The organism is Permianibacter fluminis (assembly GCF_013179735.1).
GTDB lineage: Bacteria > Pseudomonadota > Gammaproteobacteria > Enterobacterales > Permianibacteraceae > Permianibacter > Permianibacter fluminis.
Genome location: NZ_JABMEG010000001.1, coordinates 595,435 through 612,239, shown reverse-complemented (window position 1 = coordinate 612,239; position 16,805 = coordinate 595,435). Strand labels below are relative to the sequence as shown.

The 16,805-nt window shown below is 59.3% G+C and carries 16 protein-coding genes; 15 read left to right on the top strand and 1 reads right to left on the bottom strand.

What is annotated here, in order from left to right:
• Positions 1–97 precede the first annotated feature (97 nt).
• The 15 genes from HPT27_RS02655 to HPT27_RS02585 all read left to right on the top strand — a co-directional run bounded on the left by HPT27_RS02655 (position 98) and on the right by HPT27_RS02585 (position 14,591).
• Positions 98–1,759, top strand: a complete 1,662-nt coding sequence (locus HPT27_RS02655) for a cyanophycinase (protein WP_172238558.1) — start codon at positions 98–100, stop codon at positions 1,757–1,759.
• Positions 1,756–2,457, top strand: a complete 702-nt coding sequence (locus tag HPT27_RS02650) for an ion transporter (protein ID WP_172238555.1) — start codon at positions 1,756–1,758, stop codon at positions 2,455–2,457. The genes HPT27_RS02655 and HPT27_RS02650 overlap by 4 nt, the downstream gene beginning before the upstream one ends.
• A 16-nt stretch (positions 2,458–2,473) precedes the next feature.
• The gene (locus HPT27_RS02645; protein ID WP_172238552.1) at positions 2,474–2,929 is read left to right on the top strand and encodes a DUF3592 domain-containing protein; all 456 of its coding nucleotides are present in this window, start codon (positions 2,474–2,476) and stop codon (positions 2,927–2,929) included.
• 81 nt (positions 2,930–3,010) lie between these two features.
• Positions 3,011–4,696, top strand: a complete 1,686-nt coding sequence (locus HPT27_RS02640) for a sulfatase-like hydrolase/transferase (RefSeq protein ID WP_172238549.1) — start codon at positions 3,011–3,013, stop codon at positions 4,694–4,696.
• 96 nt (positions 4,697–4,792) lie between these two features.
• On the top strand, positions 4,793–6,202 hold the full coding sequence (locus HPT27_RS02635; RefSeq protein ID WP_172238546.1) for a short-chain fatty acid transporter: 1,410 nt from the start codon (positions 4,793–4,795) through the stop codon (positions 6,200–6,202).
• A 268-nt stretch (positions 6,203–6,470) separates the two neighbouring features.
• Positions 6,471–7,277 carry an NYN domain-containing protein gene (locus HPT27_RS02630; RefSeq protein WP_172238543.1) on the top strand — a complete coding sequence of 269 codons (807 nt, stop codon included), beginning with the start codon at positions 6,471–6,473 and terminating at the stop codon, positions 7,275–7,277.
• A gap of 84 nt (positions 7,278–7,361) precedes the next feature.
• Positions 7,362–7,664: a DUF6980 family protein gene (locus tag HPT27_RS02625; protein ID WP_172238540.1), complete on the top strand. Its 303-nt coding sequence runs from the start codon at positions 7,362–7,364 to the stop codon at positions 7,662–7,664.
• 275 nt (positions 7,665–7,939) lie between these two features.
• Positions 7,940–8,305, top strand: coding sequence for a SpoIIAA family protein (locus HPT27_RS02620; RefSeq protein ID WP_172238537.1), 366 nt, complete (start codon positions 7,940–7,942; stop codon positions 8,303–8,305).
• A 480-nt stretch (positions 8,306–8,785) separates the two neighbouring features.
• Positions 8,786–9,934, top strand: coding sequence for a GGDEF domain-containing protein (locus HPT27_RS02615; protein ID WP_172238534.1), 1,149 nt, complete (start codon positions 8,786–8,788; stop codon positions 9,932–9,934).
• A gap of 143 nt (positions 9,935–10,077) precedes the next feature.
• Positions 10,078–11,412: a Xaa-Pro dipeptidase gene (locus tag HPT27_RS02610; protein ID WP_211197823.1), complete on the top strand. Its 1,335-nt coding sequence runs from the start codon at positions 10,078–10,080 to the stop codon at positions 11,410–11,412.
• Between the two features lie 15 nt (positions 11,413–11,427).
• On the top strand, positions 11,428–11,979 hold the full coding sequence (locus HPT27_RS02605; protein ID WP_211197822.1) for an NADPH-dependent FMN reductase: 552 nt from the start codon (positions 11,428–11,430) through the stop codon (positions 11,977–11,979).
• A gap of 34 nt (positions 11,980–12,013) precedes the next feature.
• Complete coding sequence (locus HPT27_RS02600; RefSeq protein WP_172238531.1) at positions 12,014–12,217, top strand: hypothetical protein; 204 nt, start codon at positions 12,014–12,016, stop codon at positions 12,215–12,217.
• Between the two features lie 21 nt (positions 12,218–12,238).
• Complete coding sequence (locus tag HPT27_RS02595) at positions 12,239–12,604, top strand: low molecular weight protein tyrosine phosphatase family protein (protein WP_172238528.1); 366 nt, start codon at positions 12,239–12,241, stop codon at positions 12,602–12,604.
• A 73-nt stretch (positions 12,605–12,677) separates the two neighbouring features.
• Positions 12,678–12,986: an EthD family reductase gene (locus HPT27_RS02590; protein WP_172238525.1), complete on the top strand. Its 309-nt coding sequence runs from the start codon at positions 12,678–12,680 to the stop codon at positions 12,984–12,986.
• A gap of 243 nt (positions 12,987–13,229) precedes the next feature.
• Positions 13,230–14,591, top strand: a complete 1,362-nt coding sequence (locus tag HPT27_RS02585) for an MORN repeat-containing protein (protein WP_172238522.1) — start codon at positions 13,230–13,232, stop codon at positions 14,589–14,591.
• Between the two features lie 41 nt (positions 14,592–14,632).
• Here the strand turns inward: HPT27_RS02585 and HPT27_RS02580 are convergent, their stop codons facing one another.
• The gene (locus tag HPT27_RS02580) at positions 14,633–16,687 is read right to left on the bottom strand and encodes a tetratricopeptide repeat protein (RefSeq protein WP_172238519.1); all 2,055 of its coding nucleotides are present in this window, start codon (positions 16,685–16,687) and stop codon (positions 14,633–14,635) included.
• Between the last annotated feature and the right edge of the window lie 118 nt (positions 16,688–16,805).

Genomic DNA, 16,805 nt, shown 5'->3' with positions numbered 1-16,805 from the left:
GCCATAAGGCTGAAATATTTTCTAGAGTGCAGCACCTGCAAATGACCGACGTTGCATATCTATGCGCAAACTGGCACTGGCCGCGGCTCTGGCTGCAATGACTTGTTCTGCAGCAAACGCCGAGTCCGCGCGCGTTCTGGTATTGGCCGGTGGCCATCTTTCGATATGCAGCAGCATGAATCTGGATGCCTGCGCCGAAGACCAGCGGGAAAATCTGGCGCGTGACTGGCGCCAGCAAGAGGCGTTGTTTGAAGCGCAATACGAACCGGCCCGACTGAGCCAGGCATCTGCCGCCATGCTGGCGTTGTTGCCGGCCGCGCGTATCGAGGCGCTGCAAAAAGCGCTGGCAAGCTTGCCGGCGCGGCGGCTGTCCGGCAGCGAATTGAGTCAGGGCCTGAAGACGGCCGGCCTCACGCTGAGTGATGACGAATGGCTGTGGTTGCAGGAGCGGCTGGAAGTGCAGCCGTTGATGGTCGACGGCAAAACGCCGCGGCGCGAACGCCTGGATGTCAACGGCACCGACCCGCAAGTGCGCGCCGTGTTCGAGCGCTTTCTGCAGGCGAGCCAACGCGGGCAAACCCGCAAACCGCGCATCGGTGTGTTGACCAGCGCCGCGCGCGAACCGCTCGATGCGGCGGCGTTCTATCAGCAATGGTTCAGTCTGCTTGGTGCGGAAGTGGTCTGGGTTCCGCTCGATGCCGCCAGCCGCCGCTTGCGCGATCAGGCGCAAACCACTGACTCGCTGAGCACGCCCTGTGGCGCGCTGAGTCAGCAGCGGCAACGCTTGTTCGGGTTGGAGCGGTTTGCCCGCGTCGACGAGGCGCTGTGGCAACGCTACTGCAGTAATGATGATCTGCTGCCCGTACTCGAAACGCTCGATGGCCTGTTCTTCAACGGTGGCGATCAATCGCTGCATGTACGCAGCCTGCTGCGCGCCGATGGCAGCGACTCGCCGGAAATGGCGCTTATCCGGCAACGTTTCAGCCGTGGCGAACTGGCGATCATGGGCACCAGCGCCGGCACCGCGGTGCAGACCGGCAACGAGCAAAAAACCCTGCCGATGATCAGCAACGGCCGCAGTGCGCTGGCGCTGCAACATCCGGTTGTTACCGAGTCACCGCGATTGCCATTCTGTGAAAGCCGTGGCGATTGCCCGACTGCCAGCGACGAACACTTGAGCTATCGCCCGCAAGGCGGCCTGCGGCTGTTTCCGCATGGCATTCTCGACACCCATTTTTCTCAGCGCGCGCGCCAGGGCCGCATGCTGATGCTGCTGGCCGACACTCACCAGACCGCTGCTTACGGAGTTGATGAAACCACCGCGCTGGTCGTCACCGAAGCTGGCAACAAAGTGGAATTTGATGTGGTCGGCGCCAACGGCGTCTGGATTGCACAATCGCTCGCGCCCAGCAAGGCCGGCAAGCAAACCGAAATCAAGGTCAGTGCCCATTACCTGCACGCCGGTGATCGCGCCAGCCTGCGCGGCAAAAACCTGACGATACAACTCGGCAGCTGCGGCCGCAGCGCGCAATACAAACTGGCGGCGCTCGATGGCGAGCGGCTGATCAACCAGAACGGCGTCAATGAAGCCGCGCTGCAATTGCAAATGCTCAGAACCGATGAAATGACGGTGCCCGCCGAGCACAGCAACTGGAGCTTCGCTCGTGGCAAGGCGTTTGCGCTTTGCCCGAAAACCGGCGGCGGCTGGAGTTACCGTGATCTGCAGATCACCACGACTGTCACCGGGCGGCAGCCATGACGATGGTTGATCGCTGGTCGCAACGCCTGCAAACGCTGGTCGACAGCGACAGTTTTCACAGCACGGTGCTGAGTCTGATCCTGCTCAATGCCGTGGTGATGGGTTTGGAAGCCGTGCCAGCGTTGCAGGACTATGGCCTGTACTGGTTCTATTTATTGTGGGCAACGCAGCTGGCGTTCACGGTCGAACTGCTTCTTCGTATCGGCGCCCACGGTCGCGATTGGCGGCAGTTTTTCGCCGACTCCTGGAATCGCTTTGATTTTTTGGTCATCGCCATCGGTTGGGTGCCGGCTATCGGCGGTTTGTCACTGATCGCACGGCTACTGCGTCTGCTGCGGGTGCTGCGTCTGGTCTCCGGTTCGGCGTCGATGCGAGCGGTGTTGTCCGGGCGCGCGCTGACCGCCGGTGCGATCTGGTCGCGACTGCTGCTGCTGTTGCTGCTGCTCTATATCCAGACACTCGCTGGCTACTATCTGTTTGGTGAGGCGCTGCCACAGCAGTGGGGCGATTTGGCAGCGGCTGCGCAGAGCATCGGCCAATTGCTATCGCTTTACGCAGGGGCGCCGGTGGCGCGAGCGCTGTACGCGATGTCGCCGCTGGCGGTGCTGTTCATCTTGTTGCCGCCGCTGTGTCTGCTGTCGGTTTGCTTTCATGGCTATCGCGCCTGGGCCGCCAGCCGGCGCGGTGGTTCAATATGATTGAGCACCGCGCATCATGATCAAGAACCGATTCTTCTTCGCCATTGCGGGGGTGTTGGCGTTGGTGACGCTGTACTTCGTCACGGATCGCTTGCTGTTCATTGCCCATGCCGAAAAGACCACGGGCACCGTGACCGCAGTCGATGCCAGCAATGGCCGCTGCGGCGGCAGCAAGCGCCGACGCAGCTACGACTGCACCAAGTTTCATGCCGATATCGAATTCGCGGCAACTGATCAAAGCCATACCTTTTCGGTCAGCGCCGGCGATGCCCGTGGTCACGACCAGCCGGTTAGCAGGGCGCGACATCAGGTCGGTGACGCGGTCGCGGTTGTCTACAATCCGGACCGACCCGATGAAGCCTATCGGGACAACTGGTTTGATATCTGGTCGACGCCGCTGTTTGCCGCCTTTGGCCATTTGATTGCGTTGTTCGGCAGCATGAAAGAACGCCGGCGCGAAGAGAATCCGTGAGCCTGTCGACGCGGTCCGCTTAGCCGACCGTGCCAGCCGTGGTAACGTAGCGCCGGTGTCATCAAACGGTCATCCGGTCGCATGTTCAATTCCTGGTCCAAACTCGGCCTGCTCAAGGTCACCCTGCTGCTGGCATTTCTCATTATTGGTCATTGGCAGTTACCGCAATTGCTGCAGGACCAGTCCAGTATCAATGGCGGGCCTTTCTGGTTCAGCTTCATTTGGCTGAGTGGCCTCGCCGCCACTTTCGCCGTGGCATTTTCCCGTTCGCTGTGGGTGCGCGTCGGCTGGGGCTTGTTGCTGGTCTATGCGGCCGGCAACGCGCTGTCGTATCTGTACATCACCGGCTCGGTGCTCAACGCCATTGAAGTCGAGCGGCTGTTTCAAGACATCGCGTTCATTGACGAAACCTTCCAGTTTTACGGCCCGCTGATCGGCAAGGCGGTGCTGGTGATCCTGCCGCTGCTGATTGGCATCTTGCTGCCGCCGCCGCTGCTGTCACTGCGCTGGACGCGCTGGACCCGGCGCGCCGGTTGGCTGCCGTTGCTGCCGCTGTGCGCCATTGCCGGCGTGGTCTATTTTGATGGCGGTGGCGACAGCGACACCTTTCCGCAGCATTTGAATCCGGTCGCATTTGTCGGCGTACTGCTCGGTGATGAGTGGTTGAAACCCGATCCCGGTCCGCGCCAGCAGGTCAGCGTCACGGCCGGCGCATCGCCGTTCGACAAAATCGTTGTGATCATGGACGAGAGCGTGCGCGGTGACTGGCTCGATTTAAATACCGCCAACGGCATTCCGACCGGCCTCATCAGCCAGAGCTATCGTGCCGCCAATTTTGGCTTGACCGCGTCGCACGCCAATTGCAGCGCCGCCAGCAATCTCAGCTTCCGTTACGCCGTGCGCCGCGCCAGCTATCAGCGCGACGAAGCGACCCGGCCATCGCTCTGGGCGTACGCCAAGGCCGCCGGCTACAGAACCGTTTATCTCGACGGCCAGCGAACCAATCGTGAGTTGCAGAACTTCATGAGCGCGCAGGAGCTTGGTGAAATCGACGAGCTGATCCAGCACGACGACACCACCGTGGCGCGTGACAAGGACATGATCCTGGTCGAGAAACTCAAGGCGCTGCTGGCCCGGCCCGAGCGCCTGTACATTTACGTCAACAAGAACGGCGTGCACTTTCCCTATGAGGGCAAATACCCGCTCGACGCCGCGCCGTTCCAACCGCATATGGACAACGCGACCATCAAGGGCTTGAACGAAGGCAATCAATACGGCGACGGTTTCGGCAACGAAGCCTTTCGCAACAGCTACCGCAACGCCGTGGCCTGGAACACCGGCGAATTTTTCAAGCGCCTGCTGCCGGATCTGGATCTGAGCAAAACGCTGTTGGTGTACAGCTCTGATCACGGCCAGAACTTCACCAAAACCCAGGCCGTCGGTTTCCTGACCCACTGCACCACCGGTCCCGCACCGGCGTCAGAAGGCACCGTGCCCTTGGTTTTTCTGACCGACGAACCGAACACGCTGGCTCAGCTGCAACACAGCGCGCAGCGCTGGCACCATCAAGCCAGCCAATGGAATGTGCCGAGCTCGGTGTTGCAAATGATGGGCTACCCAAGCGACTGGCTCGCCCAGCAATACGAACCCACCGTGTTCGCCGACCAACTCGGCGCACCGCAATTCATCTCGACCTATTTTGTCCGCTTTGGTTTGCAGCCGGTCTGGAATGATCCGGTCAAGCCGAAACCGGCTGAGGTGGAATAGCGTGAGTAGGACGGGTCAAGCGCAGCGGACCCGCCGCAACGAACATGAACGGGCAAAACAGAACAATCAAAAAGCAACAAGAACAAGGACCAAACCATGTCCGATAGCTCACTACTGCAACGCACTGCGCTGCGTTTTACCCACTGGGCCGAGCGCTGGTTTCCCGATGCGTTTGTCTTCGCGATTCTGGCGCTGCTCATCGTTGTGTTGGCGGCGTTCGCCAATGGCGCGCCGGTGTTGGCGATCAGCAAAGCGTTTGGTGACGGTTTCTGGTCGCTGATCCCGTTCACGATGCAAATGGTGATGGTGGCGATCAGCGGTTACGTGGTGGCGGTGTCGCCGCCGGTCACGCGTTTGATCAATACCATTGCCGCGCAACCCGGCAGCGGTCGCAGCGCCATTGCCCTGATCGCCAGCGTCAGCATGTTGAGCTCTCTGCTCAATTGGGCGCTCAGCTTGATTTTCAGCGGCCTGCTGGTGCGGGCCTTGGCGCGACGTGAAGCCTTGCAAATGGATTATCGCGCTGCCGCTGCGGCGGGCTATCTCGGTTTGGGTGCAACCTGGGCGATGGGTTTGTCATCGTCAGCTGCGCAGTTGCAGGCCAATGCCAGCAGTCTGCCGGCACCGCTGCTTGCCATCACCGGCGTGATTCCGTTTTCGCAAACCATTTTTCTCTGGCAGTCCTTGCTGCTGACCGCTGTTTTGTTGCTGGTATCGATGCTGGTGGCGTGGTGGTCGGCACCGACCGGCAGCAGCGCCACCACGGCGCAGCAACTCGGCATTGATATCAGCGAGCCAGCGGTCGTGCAAACGGCACCGTCCCGCCCCGGTGAGTGGCTGGAGCATTCGCCGCTGTTGATCGTATTCGTGGTGCTGCTCGGTGCCGGCTGGTTGCTGCAGGAATTTCAGCAAAAAGATCCGCTGCTGGCGCTGTCCGGCCTGAACACCTACAACTTTCTGTTTCTGATGACCGGCATGGCCCTGCATGGTCGGCCGCAACGGTTTGTTGCTGCCGTGACACGCGCCGTGCCGATCATGGGCGGTGTGCTGATCCAGTACCCGTTGTTCGCCGGACTCGCCGCCGTGCTCACCAGCGCTGCCGGCAGTGACGGCATCAGCCTGTCCAGCCGGGTTGCCACCGCGTTTGTCACCATCGCCAGCACGGAGACCTATCCGCTTTTGATGGGCGCCTATTCCGCGATACTCGGCTGGTTCATCCCTTCCGGCGGCGGCAAATGGCTGATCGAAGCGCCGTATGTGATGCAAGCCGCCATTGAATTGAAAGTGCATCTCGGCTGGGCCGTGCAGATCTACAACGCCGCCGAAGCGCTGCCCAACCTGATCAACCCATTCTGGATGCTGCCGCTGCTTGGCGTGGTCGGTTTGAAAGCCCGCGACATCGTCGGCTTTACTGCACTGCAGCTTTTTGTTCACTTGCCGCTGGTGTTAGGCTTGCTCTGGCTGCTGGCCGGAACGCTGACGTATGTGCCGCCGCTGTTGCCGTAATTGACGTAGGTCCGAACCGCGCAGCGTTTCGGACGCATGTAAATGTCATTCGTACGAAACCGCTACGCGGGTTCGTACCTACAAGCTCTGTTGGTTGGCGCCGTGCAGTGCTTCGAGAACTTGTAGGCATCATTCGTATGAAACCGCTACGGGGATTCGTACCTGTAAGCTCGTTAGTGTGCGATTGGCCGATAGGACATTTCAGATCTGCCCCAGTTTTAGCGCGCACAACTTGGTGCCGAATCAGAGTTAATAAACAGGAGGCATCTTGCTATCTCCACGACTCGTCGCAAAAATCGAATCCGAAGAGCCGACACTTCGATTGGCGGTTCTTATAGATGCGGACAATGCACAGGCTGCTGTCATCGAAGGATTGCTTGCGGAAATAGCAAGATTCGGAGAGGCAACTGTCAAGCGCATTTATGGAGATTTCACGGCGCCAACAAGCTCTTCCTGGAAGAAAGTGTTGCAGCGATACGCGATCAAGCCGGTTCAACAGTTTGCCTACACGACTGGAAAAAATTCCACAGATAGCACGCTAATTATCGATGCGATGGACCTGTTGTATACGCGCAAGTTCGACGGTTTCTGCCTTATCACCAGTGACAGTGACTTTACTGGCCTTGCAATGCGGCTGCGTGAAGAAGGGCTGACAGTTCTTGGATTTGGTGAAAAGAAGACACCAGAGGCATTTCGCAATGCCTGCCACAAATTTGTGTTTACTGAAGTGCTCCGCCCTGAAGTGACAACAGAGTCTGCCAGTGTGCCAGTAAGAGTGGAGGCCGGACAAAAGCAATCATTACCTCAGGCAACAACCGAAACTCCAGAGCCAAAGCTTGAGTTTCCAAAACAATTCGTCCTAACTGCATTAGAGCAATCTATTGACGATGCTGGATGGGCGCATCTTGGAACCTTTGGAAGCTATCTTACCAAGCTTCAACCTGACTTTGACTCTAGGTTATATGGATACAAAAAGCTGTCCGACCTTGTAAAGGCAAAAACAGACCTCTTTATAACGGAAGAGCGGCAAGCCCCAGGATCAAGTCAGAAGGTTTTGCACCTTCGCGCAAAATAGATCTTGTAGGTGCGATTACGCTGCGCGCGTTCGTGCCTATGAGCTTGAAATATTCAACCATTTACTCAAGCAAAGAATGCGAAGATGAATCATTGTTGTGTTCAAATGAAGGATGCGGTGGAGTTCAAGTGCGCGATCCATGCAGATCCATACGAGTGCCCTGATAGCTTGGTCATATACGTCGAAAAGTTCGATGAATACGGTCTGGTTGTCCACGATGGCGGAACGGCAAAAATAGCAATTTCATTTTGTCCATGGTGCGGGGCGCACCTGCCAGAGTCAAAGAGGGATCGCTGGTTTGATGAGTTGGAACGCATTGGTTACGACAATCCATCTGAACAAGACATTCCAAAAAAGTATCAAAGTGGCGATTGGTATCGCGCATAATCATTCGCCGAAGTTCGCGTCGCATCGATTAATCGCGTTTACGACTTGGAACGTTGACGTATTTGCCGCCGCAGCGCGGTATGTTGGGTTGATAAGCCCAACATCTTTTGGTCAGTCCAAACGGAAATGCTGGGCTTCGCAAAGCTCAGTCCAACCTACGTCATGTTCCATGCCTATGTAGCAATTTGAGGCGTGCTGCAAAGGCACCCATTCGCGATCCGCGCCTTTGCCAACTATCTTTAGCTTGACTGCCACGGACAAGCGGAGCGCGGGCGATGATCGAGCTATTAACCAACCTGCCGGATCATGTCGTTGGCATTGCCGCTAGCGGCGAGGTCACGGCCGATGAGTATGAGTCGGTGATCATTCCGGCGATTGAGGCCAAATTGGCGGCGTATGGCCGGGTCTGGGTGTTGTATCAGTTGGGACCGGCGTTTACCGGTTTTACTTCCGGTGCGTTGTGGGACGATTTGCGTCTGGGTGTGGCGCATTTTCGGGCCTGGGAAAAGCTCGCGATTGTTACTGATCTGGACTGGATGGGTGGCGCCATTCGCTTGTTTGGTTTTGCCTTGCCGTGTCCGGTGCAGATTTTCCCGAATGCGGAACTGGCCGAAGCGGTGCGGTGGATCAAGGTGGATTGAATGGGTTTGGTTTCTTTGGTGCTGGTTAGGCGCATGGTTGGTGTTTGAATGGCGGTGCTGCGAAGACATAGCTTCACTGCGAAATTCCCCCCTCTCCCCTAGCCCCTCCCCCGCGAGGGGGGAGGGGAACAAATCATGGCGGATTCCTCTTCTACCCAACCCCGCTACACCCCCAAGCCAGTCGCCAGCTCATGGCGTTAAGGCGGAACGAAGCGTTGCTTTGCAAAATTCCGCCTTGCGCTACGAGTGACAAGCGGCGAGGGGCTTCAATCGGATCAGCGTATTCGGCGTGGCTTTGTTCCCCTCCCCACTCGCGGGGGAGGGGTTAGGGGAGAGGGGGCTCTCAATCCCCATCATGTCGGTCCGCACACTCACCTACCCAAATCCAACACCCGACCCACTTTCCCGCCAGCTGCCGTCGCGTCGCCGATTGCTGGACTAATCTGATAGCCGGGTTGTACCTCGCAACGGGACGGGCAGATGGAGTTGTTGTTGTGGCGCTGGAGCACCATCGTTCAGGTCAGTTCGGATCTGATGATTGCGCTCTTTTTCATCACGCTGGCGCTGTCCACCCGGCGTGTTGAGCTGCGGCCATGGGTGCAGGCCTGGTTGATGAATCTGGCGGCGTTGGCCGTGGCGGTGCTGTATTGGCTGTGGCAACCGCAAACACGGCTGTGGTTTGCCGTGGTGTTGTTCCTGTATGTGTTTTGCAAAACCCTGTTTGTCCTGCTGCTGTTGCTGGGCACCCGGCAATTCCTGCCGACTCGGCGTTGGCGGCTGAACCCGCGGCAGGCGGTGCTGGTCAGTGCGGGGCTGGGTTTCGCCGGCGCGGTGCTGATTCCGAACATTGACTGGCTCGGGACGGTGCAGGCGTCGGTCATTGCCATCGGGCTCGGCTATGGCGCTTGGCTGGCATTGCGGCACCGGATTACCGCGCTGGCCTGGATTGCCGTGGGTTTTGCGGCGCGGGCAACGCTGGCGCTGGTCGAAACCGCCGCGTATGTGCTGTCCAACCAGATGCCGGATGGCGGCGGCGACCCGGTGCGGATTTATCTGGCGGCGCATTCGTCGTTCGATTCGGCAGCCGAATGGGTCATTGCGTTGGGCTGCGTGCTGGCGCTGTATCGCACCATTCAGCAGGAACTGACCCAGACCTGCAGCCATCTGCTGTCCGTCAAAGAAGAATTGCAGACGCTGGTCGACAGCGACGCGCTGACCGGGCTCGGCAATCGCCGGACGCTGCGACAGGTGCTGGCGTCGGCGCGCGACACCGGCGCCAGCATCGTGTTTTTTGATCTCGACAATTTCAAGCAGATCAACGACGAATACGGCCACCAGATCGGCGATGACTGCCTGAAAGATTTTGCCAGCGCGCTGCAGCACAGCTTCCGGCCGACCGATCACATCATTCGCTATGCCGGTGACGAATTTGTTGTCGTGGCGCCGGGTGTGACACCCGAGGCCCTGCAGGACCGCATCAACACCACCCGCCAGCAGCTGAGCCGGCACCACCGGCGCGGGCCGCGCATCCGGTTTTCGGTCGGTACCTCCTATCTGGACGTTGGCGGTGAACCGGAAGCCGCCCTGCACGCCGCCGACGCGGCGATGTATAGTCAGAAAAAAGCCTGAGCGCTTGTACCAAGACCGTTTAACGAGATCCCGTCCAGTAACCGACTATCCATCCAGTAACCGAGACCTGCGGTTGCGTGCGAACGCGGCGCCGGCAAGCTTGAGTCATCACCTGCGGGACACGCCGCAGCAACGGAGGCGACATGACGACTACCCACGGTGCCCACGGCATTTGTTTGAGCCTGCTTTCGAGTCTGTCTTTGAGTTTAATGGCTGCGCTCTGCAGCCACCCGGCACTGGCCGCAGAAACCGATAGCGCACCCGCAACTCGAACGCTCATCCAGGCCGGTAAATTATTTGATGCCCACACTGGCAAGCTGCGCAGCAATCAGACCATCGTGATCGAAGGCGAGCAGATTGTCAGCGTCGGTGCGCACCAGGATGGCAAACCCGGCGATACCGTCATCGATTTGTCCAACGCCACCGTGCTGCCGGGCTTGATCGATGCCCACACCCATCTGACCGGTGAACCGAAATTTGGTTATGAAGAGCTGGGTATCAGTACGCCGCGGGCGGCGCTGACTGGCGCCAAGAATGCCCGCATCACGTTGCTGGCCGGCTTCACCTCGGTGCGTGATGTCGGCGCCCCGGCGTATGCCGATGTCGCACTGCGCGATGCCATCGATGCCGGCGACGTACCGGGCCCGCACATGATCGCCAGCGGCGCTGCGCTCGGCATCACCGGCGGCCACTGCGACAACAATCTGCAACCTTACGAGGCGCATGCCCAGGCTGACGGCATTGCCGATGGCGTCGAAGGCGTGCAAAAGAAAGTGCGCGAAGTGATCAAGTACGGCGCCAGCGTGATCAAGTTCTGCGCGACCGGCGGTGTGCTCAGCAAAGGCGATGACCCGGAAGCCTCGCAGTACACCTTTGACGAAATGAAAGCGCTGGTTGCCGATGCCCATCGGCTTGGCCGCAAGGTGGCGGCGCATGCCCACGGCGGTGACGGCATCATTCTGGCCAGCGAAGCCGGTGTCGATTCGATCGAGCACGGCAGCTACATCGATGCCAAAGGCATCGCGACGCTGAAGAAAAACGGCACGTACATGGTGCCGACGATCTATCTGAACACCTGGTTGCTCGACAACGCCGACAAAATCGGCTTGCCGGAGTTTTACCTGAAGAAAGAAAAAGCGGTGGCGGCGGTCAGCTTCAAGAACATGTCGAACGCGATCAAGGCCGGCGTCAAGATTGCGTTCGGCACCGACGCGGCGGTCTATCCGCACGGCCTCAATGCCCGCCAGTTCGCGATGTATGTGCAGATGGGCATGACCCCCGCGCAGGCCATCCAGAGCGCGACCGTCAACGCCGCTGATCTGCTTGGCTGGGCCGACCAGACCGGCGCGCTCGATGCCGGCAAATGGGCCGACATCATCGCCGTCAGCGGCGACCCCTTGGCTGACATCACGTTGCTGGAAAATGTTCAATTTGTCATGAAAGCTGGCGCTGTGTACAAAAACAATGTGGCGAAATGAACCGGATGCCTTCGCGTGTCTGAGCTGAAGATACTGGCGCTGTCAGGCAGCTTGCGCAGCGCCTCGCTCAACTCCGCATTGCTGCGGTCAACGGTGCGGCTGGCACCGCCGGGCATTAGCGTCAGGCTCTTTGCCGGCATCGGTGATTTGCCGCTGTTCAATCCGGATCTTGAGGCGACTTGGCCGCCGCCGGTCGCTGCGTTGACCGAGGCGGTTGCAACGGCCGATGCCTTGATCATTGCCAGTCCGGAATATGCGCACGGCATTTCTGGCGTCATGAAAAACGCGCTGGATTGGCTGGTCGGTGGCGACGCCTTTGTCAACAAGCCGGTGGCGCTGTTCAACGCCTCACCACGCTCGACTTACGCGCTAACGGCGTTACGGGAAGTCATTGCCGTGATGTCGGGTCGGCTCGTTGCCGCCGCTGATCTGGAATTGCCAATCAGGGGTTCAGGCCTCGACGAACACGGTATTGGTCGCGACCCGGCGATGTCGACTGCCATCCGCACCTCATTGCTTGCTCTGCAGCACGCTGTGCAGGAATTCCGGCAAACGGATAACGGCTAGCCTCGGCAGCCACGATTTTTCAAGGACACAGCAGATGGACGCGGGACTTTTGCTCTGGGGCGTACTGTTCAGTGGTATCGGCATCGGTTTTTTTCTGTACGGCAAAAAGCAGAAAAAGCTGGTGCCACTGTTTTGTGGCATTGGCCTGATGGTGTTGCCGTACTTCCTGTCGAGCGTGACGGCGCTGGTGCTGATCAGCATCGTACTGATGGCCATACCCTATTTCATCCGGCTGTAATCGAGCGTTGGCCCCGAATTGATGAAGCGTGCGCTTTTTATCTGCAGCCAAAACCGGCTGCGCAGTCCGACGGCCGAGCAGGTGTTTGCCGGCTGGCCCGGCGTCGAGACCGATTCCGCCGGCATCAGTGCCGATGCCGAAGTGCTGCTGTCGACCGAGCAGCTGGCTTGGGCGACCGTTATTTTTGTAATGGAGAAGGCGCACCGACGCAAGCTCGCCAGCAAATACCCCCGTCAGCTGAAAGACAAGCAGGTGATCTGTCTGGATATTCCTGACGACTACGCGTTCATGCAACCGGAGCTGGTGCAATTGCTGGAACGAAAAGCCGGACCGTTTCTGCGCACCGGTGCTGCCGCGATTCGGCGCGGCGTGATGGAACAAGACTGAATACTTCCCACTGAACTCAATTCAACTCACCTCAACTTAACTTAACTTAACTTAACGACGACAGGACAAGACCATGATTCGGGTATCGGCGTTCTATTCGCAGCAGGCGGCCGCCAGCTTTGATTTTGACTATTACAAAAACCAGCACTTTCCGATGGTGCTGGCACTGATGAAACCGTTTGGTGCCATCCGCTTCGAAGTCGAGCGCGGTCTGGCGATGAGTGATGGCAGCGCACCGGCGTACCTCGCGGTCGGCACGATCTATTTTGAAACGATGGACGGCTTGGCCAAGGGTCTGGCCCAACATGGCGGCACCATACTCGCCGATGTCAAAAACTACACCAACCTGACGCCACGGCTGCAATTTGGCGAATTGGTGTAAAGGCGGCTTGCCTTTTGGCGCCGCTTGAGCAAACTTGAATGCACGGCCCAGGGACTGGGCGGTAAAACGAGAAGCCATCAGTCCTGTCCTTGGAGTCTGCGCATGCGCAAGAAGCCCTTTTACCAGCAACCCTTTTGCAAAAAAACCAGTTGCAAGAAACCTTCATGCAAGAAGCTCTGCTTTAAAAAGCCCTGCGGCAAGAAAGGCAGTATTTCGGCTTTGCTTTGGCTGACGATGCTGACCGTGTTGGTGCCAACCTGCGTCAGCGCAGCGAGCACTGACACCACCGAACTGGCGCAGACCGACAAGGGGTGTAAGTTCTACACCTATTCCCGTTATCGCGTCACCAGCGCCAGCTGGAGCTTGCCGTGTACCGCCGGCAGCTTTATTGCGGGCAAAGGCACGTTGACGTTTGATTCACGCTACCTGAAACCCGACAGCGATGATCTGATTGGCCTGCGGCACAGCGAATACCGCGGCGTGTTCAAGAACGGTTATCTCGAAGGAGCCGGCGAGCTGAAACGTGACTTGATGGACGCAGAAGGCAAGCTTTATGCGCGCGTGCAGGCCACCGGCAATTTTGTTCGCAGTGAGCAGACCGGCCCCGGCAAATCGATTCGTGAAATACCGGACGGCAACGGTGGCTGGCGGCAGACTCAGCTGCAGGACGGTGAATTTCTGTATGACAACATGCACGGTCAGGTGACCTGGACTTACTATCCGCCGCCGGGCTCCGGCTATCGCGCGCGCATCATCAGCGGTCAATTTGATGCGGCTGAAGCCAGGAACGCCACCGTGATGTATACCAATACATGGCTCGGCGGCACGCTGACGATTACCGATCCGGTCAGCTTCAACAGCGATGGCCAGATTGTCGATACCTCCGCACGGCTGCATGGCACGCTGGCGCGGTCGGGCAGTCGGCTGAACGTTTCGCTGCCGGCGGTAACGCTCGACAACGAGGCCAAATTTCTGCGCACGTTCAACCTGTCAACGGGCAACTGGGAGATCAGTTGCGAGGACATCAGCGATATTCGTGACAACTATGCGTTTGTCTGTCCCGGTACTCTGGCCGTTGACACACCCGTGTTTCAGGGTGAGCAAGACTGGACCATTTTGCTCGCGGAACTGGATAACAGTGTTGCGCCATTGAACGCCATGGATTTGCGGGCGCTGCGGGATCTGGCCGCTGCCAACGAAGCGCAGGAGCAAGCCGAACAAGAGGCTGAAGCCAATGCGACATTCACCCGTGATGAATTTGTCAGCTGCATTCGCTTTTCCGAGCGGCTGGAAAAACAATCACAGGAACTCGAGGCCGATGGCGAAGCCATCGATGATGATGAGACCGCATTGACCTGGCTGATCTCGCTGCACAATGCTGCCGTTTCGGTGGGCGGCGATGGCAGTGGCGCAGGCGATCTGAATGCCCGTCAGCGACAGCATCACAATTGGGTGGAGCGTCACAACCGCCAGGCCGATGCGCTAAACGAAAACGTCAGTCGCTACAAAGACCAATGTCTGATCGAGGACGCCAGCATGCCACATGCGATTGTCAGCGAATTGTGTGCCGGTTCCGACTCGGATTTCTGCCGCGCCTGGAATTAGCGCCCGAAGGACTTTACTGCAAGCAGCTGCCGCGCCTGCCTTTACTGGCGCAGCTGCTGCAAGGCCTGGGCGCGGTTCTGCTGCAGTTGCCGGAAAATTTCCGGATCCATCCCGCGCCAGAGTGGATGATCTTCCGGCAAAAAATACTCATCGGCTGGCGACGGCAGTTCACCGTTTTGTAGCAGCGCCAGCCATTCCCGACCAACCGCCTGTTGCTCGCCGACCAGCAAACGCAATTGCAGCTTCATGCGAAACGGCAACGCCGACGTTGCCAGAAACGTCTGCATTGCCGGTTGCAGCTGATGCCGCTTTGACGTCGGCGCCAACCACAGCCAACTGATCAGGGTGCGCAACTGGCTGAGTTGCAATGGCGGCGTGATCGCCGTTTGGTAGTCGGGAAATGCTTGCTCGAAGCGGGCCCGGGCGACGTCCTGGCCATCGACTTCGGCCTGTTGCAGCATGGCGACTTGCCGGTAGAACGGATTCTGTGCCGATTGCTCCGCGCGCCGTTGCAGCACGGCTAATGCCTGCTTGGGGTTGCCTTTGGCGCGCCACCAGACGGCGCGCGTCAGCTGCACATACGGATGCTGTGGGGCAACGGCTTCGGCTTGCTGGAGCGCCGCGTCGGCCTGTGGCAAATCGCGCAGTGCGAGGTAGACCATCGCCAGATTGGTTTGCACGCCGACACCGCGCTCGGCTTGGTTGGCGGCGCTGCGGTCCGGAAAACGTTTCGCCCATTGAATAAAGGCGACGGCGCGCGCCACCGTCAACGGCCGCATCTCGATTTCATCGAGTGCGCGGTCGGCGTAATCCGGTTCCAGCAGCAGCGCTTCCTCGAACGCCTGTTGCGCACCGATGAAGTCACCGGTATTCATCAGCAGATGACTTTGGCTGCGTTTGACAATGGCGGACAGCGGGTCGAGTTCTGCGGCACGACGCATGCGCTCGGTAGCGCCGGCGACATCGCCGCGACGCTGCAGGATCTGGCCACTCCAGAGCCAGGCCATGGCGTTGTCGGGCTCGCGCGTCAGCGCCCGCTCAAGAAAGGTGGCCGCCGCATCAAGCTCGCCTTGGGTCAGTTTCAGCAAACCGAAACTGGCCAGCGCCGCTCCCAGCTCGGGCTCGCGTTGCAAGGCATCGCGCAGCAGCGGTTCGCACTGCGCCAGCACTTTGCTCAGTGGCCAGTCGCCGTACAGATGTTGAAAATGGAAGACATCGCAAAGGCCGACCGACGCCAGCGCCAGATTCGGATCTTTGGCCAGTGCGGCGCGAAAATAGCTGGCCGCTTCGTTCAGCTGCTCGGGTTTGCGCTGATTCCACAGCCAGCGACCCTGCAGATAATCATCCCAGCCCGGTGAATCGGCGTGAGCATCGCTGTTGCTCATCCCACTGTTGTTCATTCCGTTATTGGCTATCACGACCGTTTCAGGGTTGGCGCCAGTTGGGTTGGGTGCTGTGGTAGTCGCCGTGATCGCGGTGGGCTGGTTCGCTGGCGGGTTCGCTGGCGTGGGCGCGTGCGTGAGCACCAGCCAGCCAAGCGCGCCGGTCAGTGCGAGGATGGCTGCGAGCAAGGGCCAGTAGCGTTTGCTGCGCGGCAGCGCCGGCGCGATTGCGGCGGTATCGGTGCGCTTGTCGAGCACGGGCGACGCTGGCGGTTGGCTTGGTGTCGCAGTGCTGATGCTGCTGGTGGTGTTGTTGACGTTGTTACTGAAGTCGCCGCTGAAGCTGCCGGTGCTGCCGGCCAGCGCCTGCGCCGGCTGCATCAGGTAATAACCCTTGCCGGACACCCGACCGACATAGCGATAGGGCTTACCGCTGTCGCCGAGCGCTTTGCGCAGCTGGGCGATGGCCTGATAGACCGAGGCGTCGCTGACCGCGACCCCGGGCCAGACCTGAGCCAGCAAGGTGTCATCGCTGACCGGCTCGGCGCCGCTGGCGGCTTTCGCGAGCAGCAATTCCAGCACCGCCATGACCCGCGGTTCCAGCGTCCGCTCGTTGCCGTCGGCATCGCGCAGGACATTGCGCGCCGGCTCGACCAGCCAGTCGCCGAGCTGCCAGCGGTCCGGCCGCAGCGGAAGCGGTGTTTGATCGATCAAGGGCGGTGGTCCATCAAGCGGTGTTGTCCCTGAAAAAGGCAGTCGGCCCGGTCATCGGGCCTGCCTAAGCGCTTGATTCTACAGCCTTCAGAAAATCTTCAGGAAAGCCTTTCGGCGT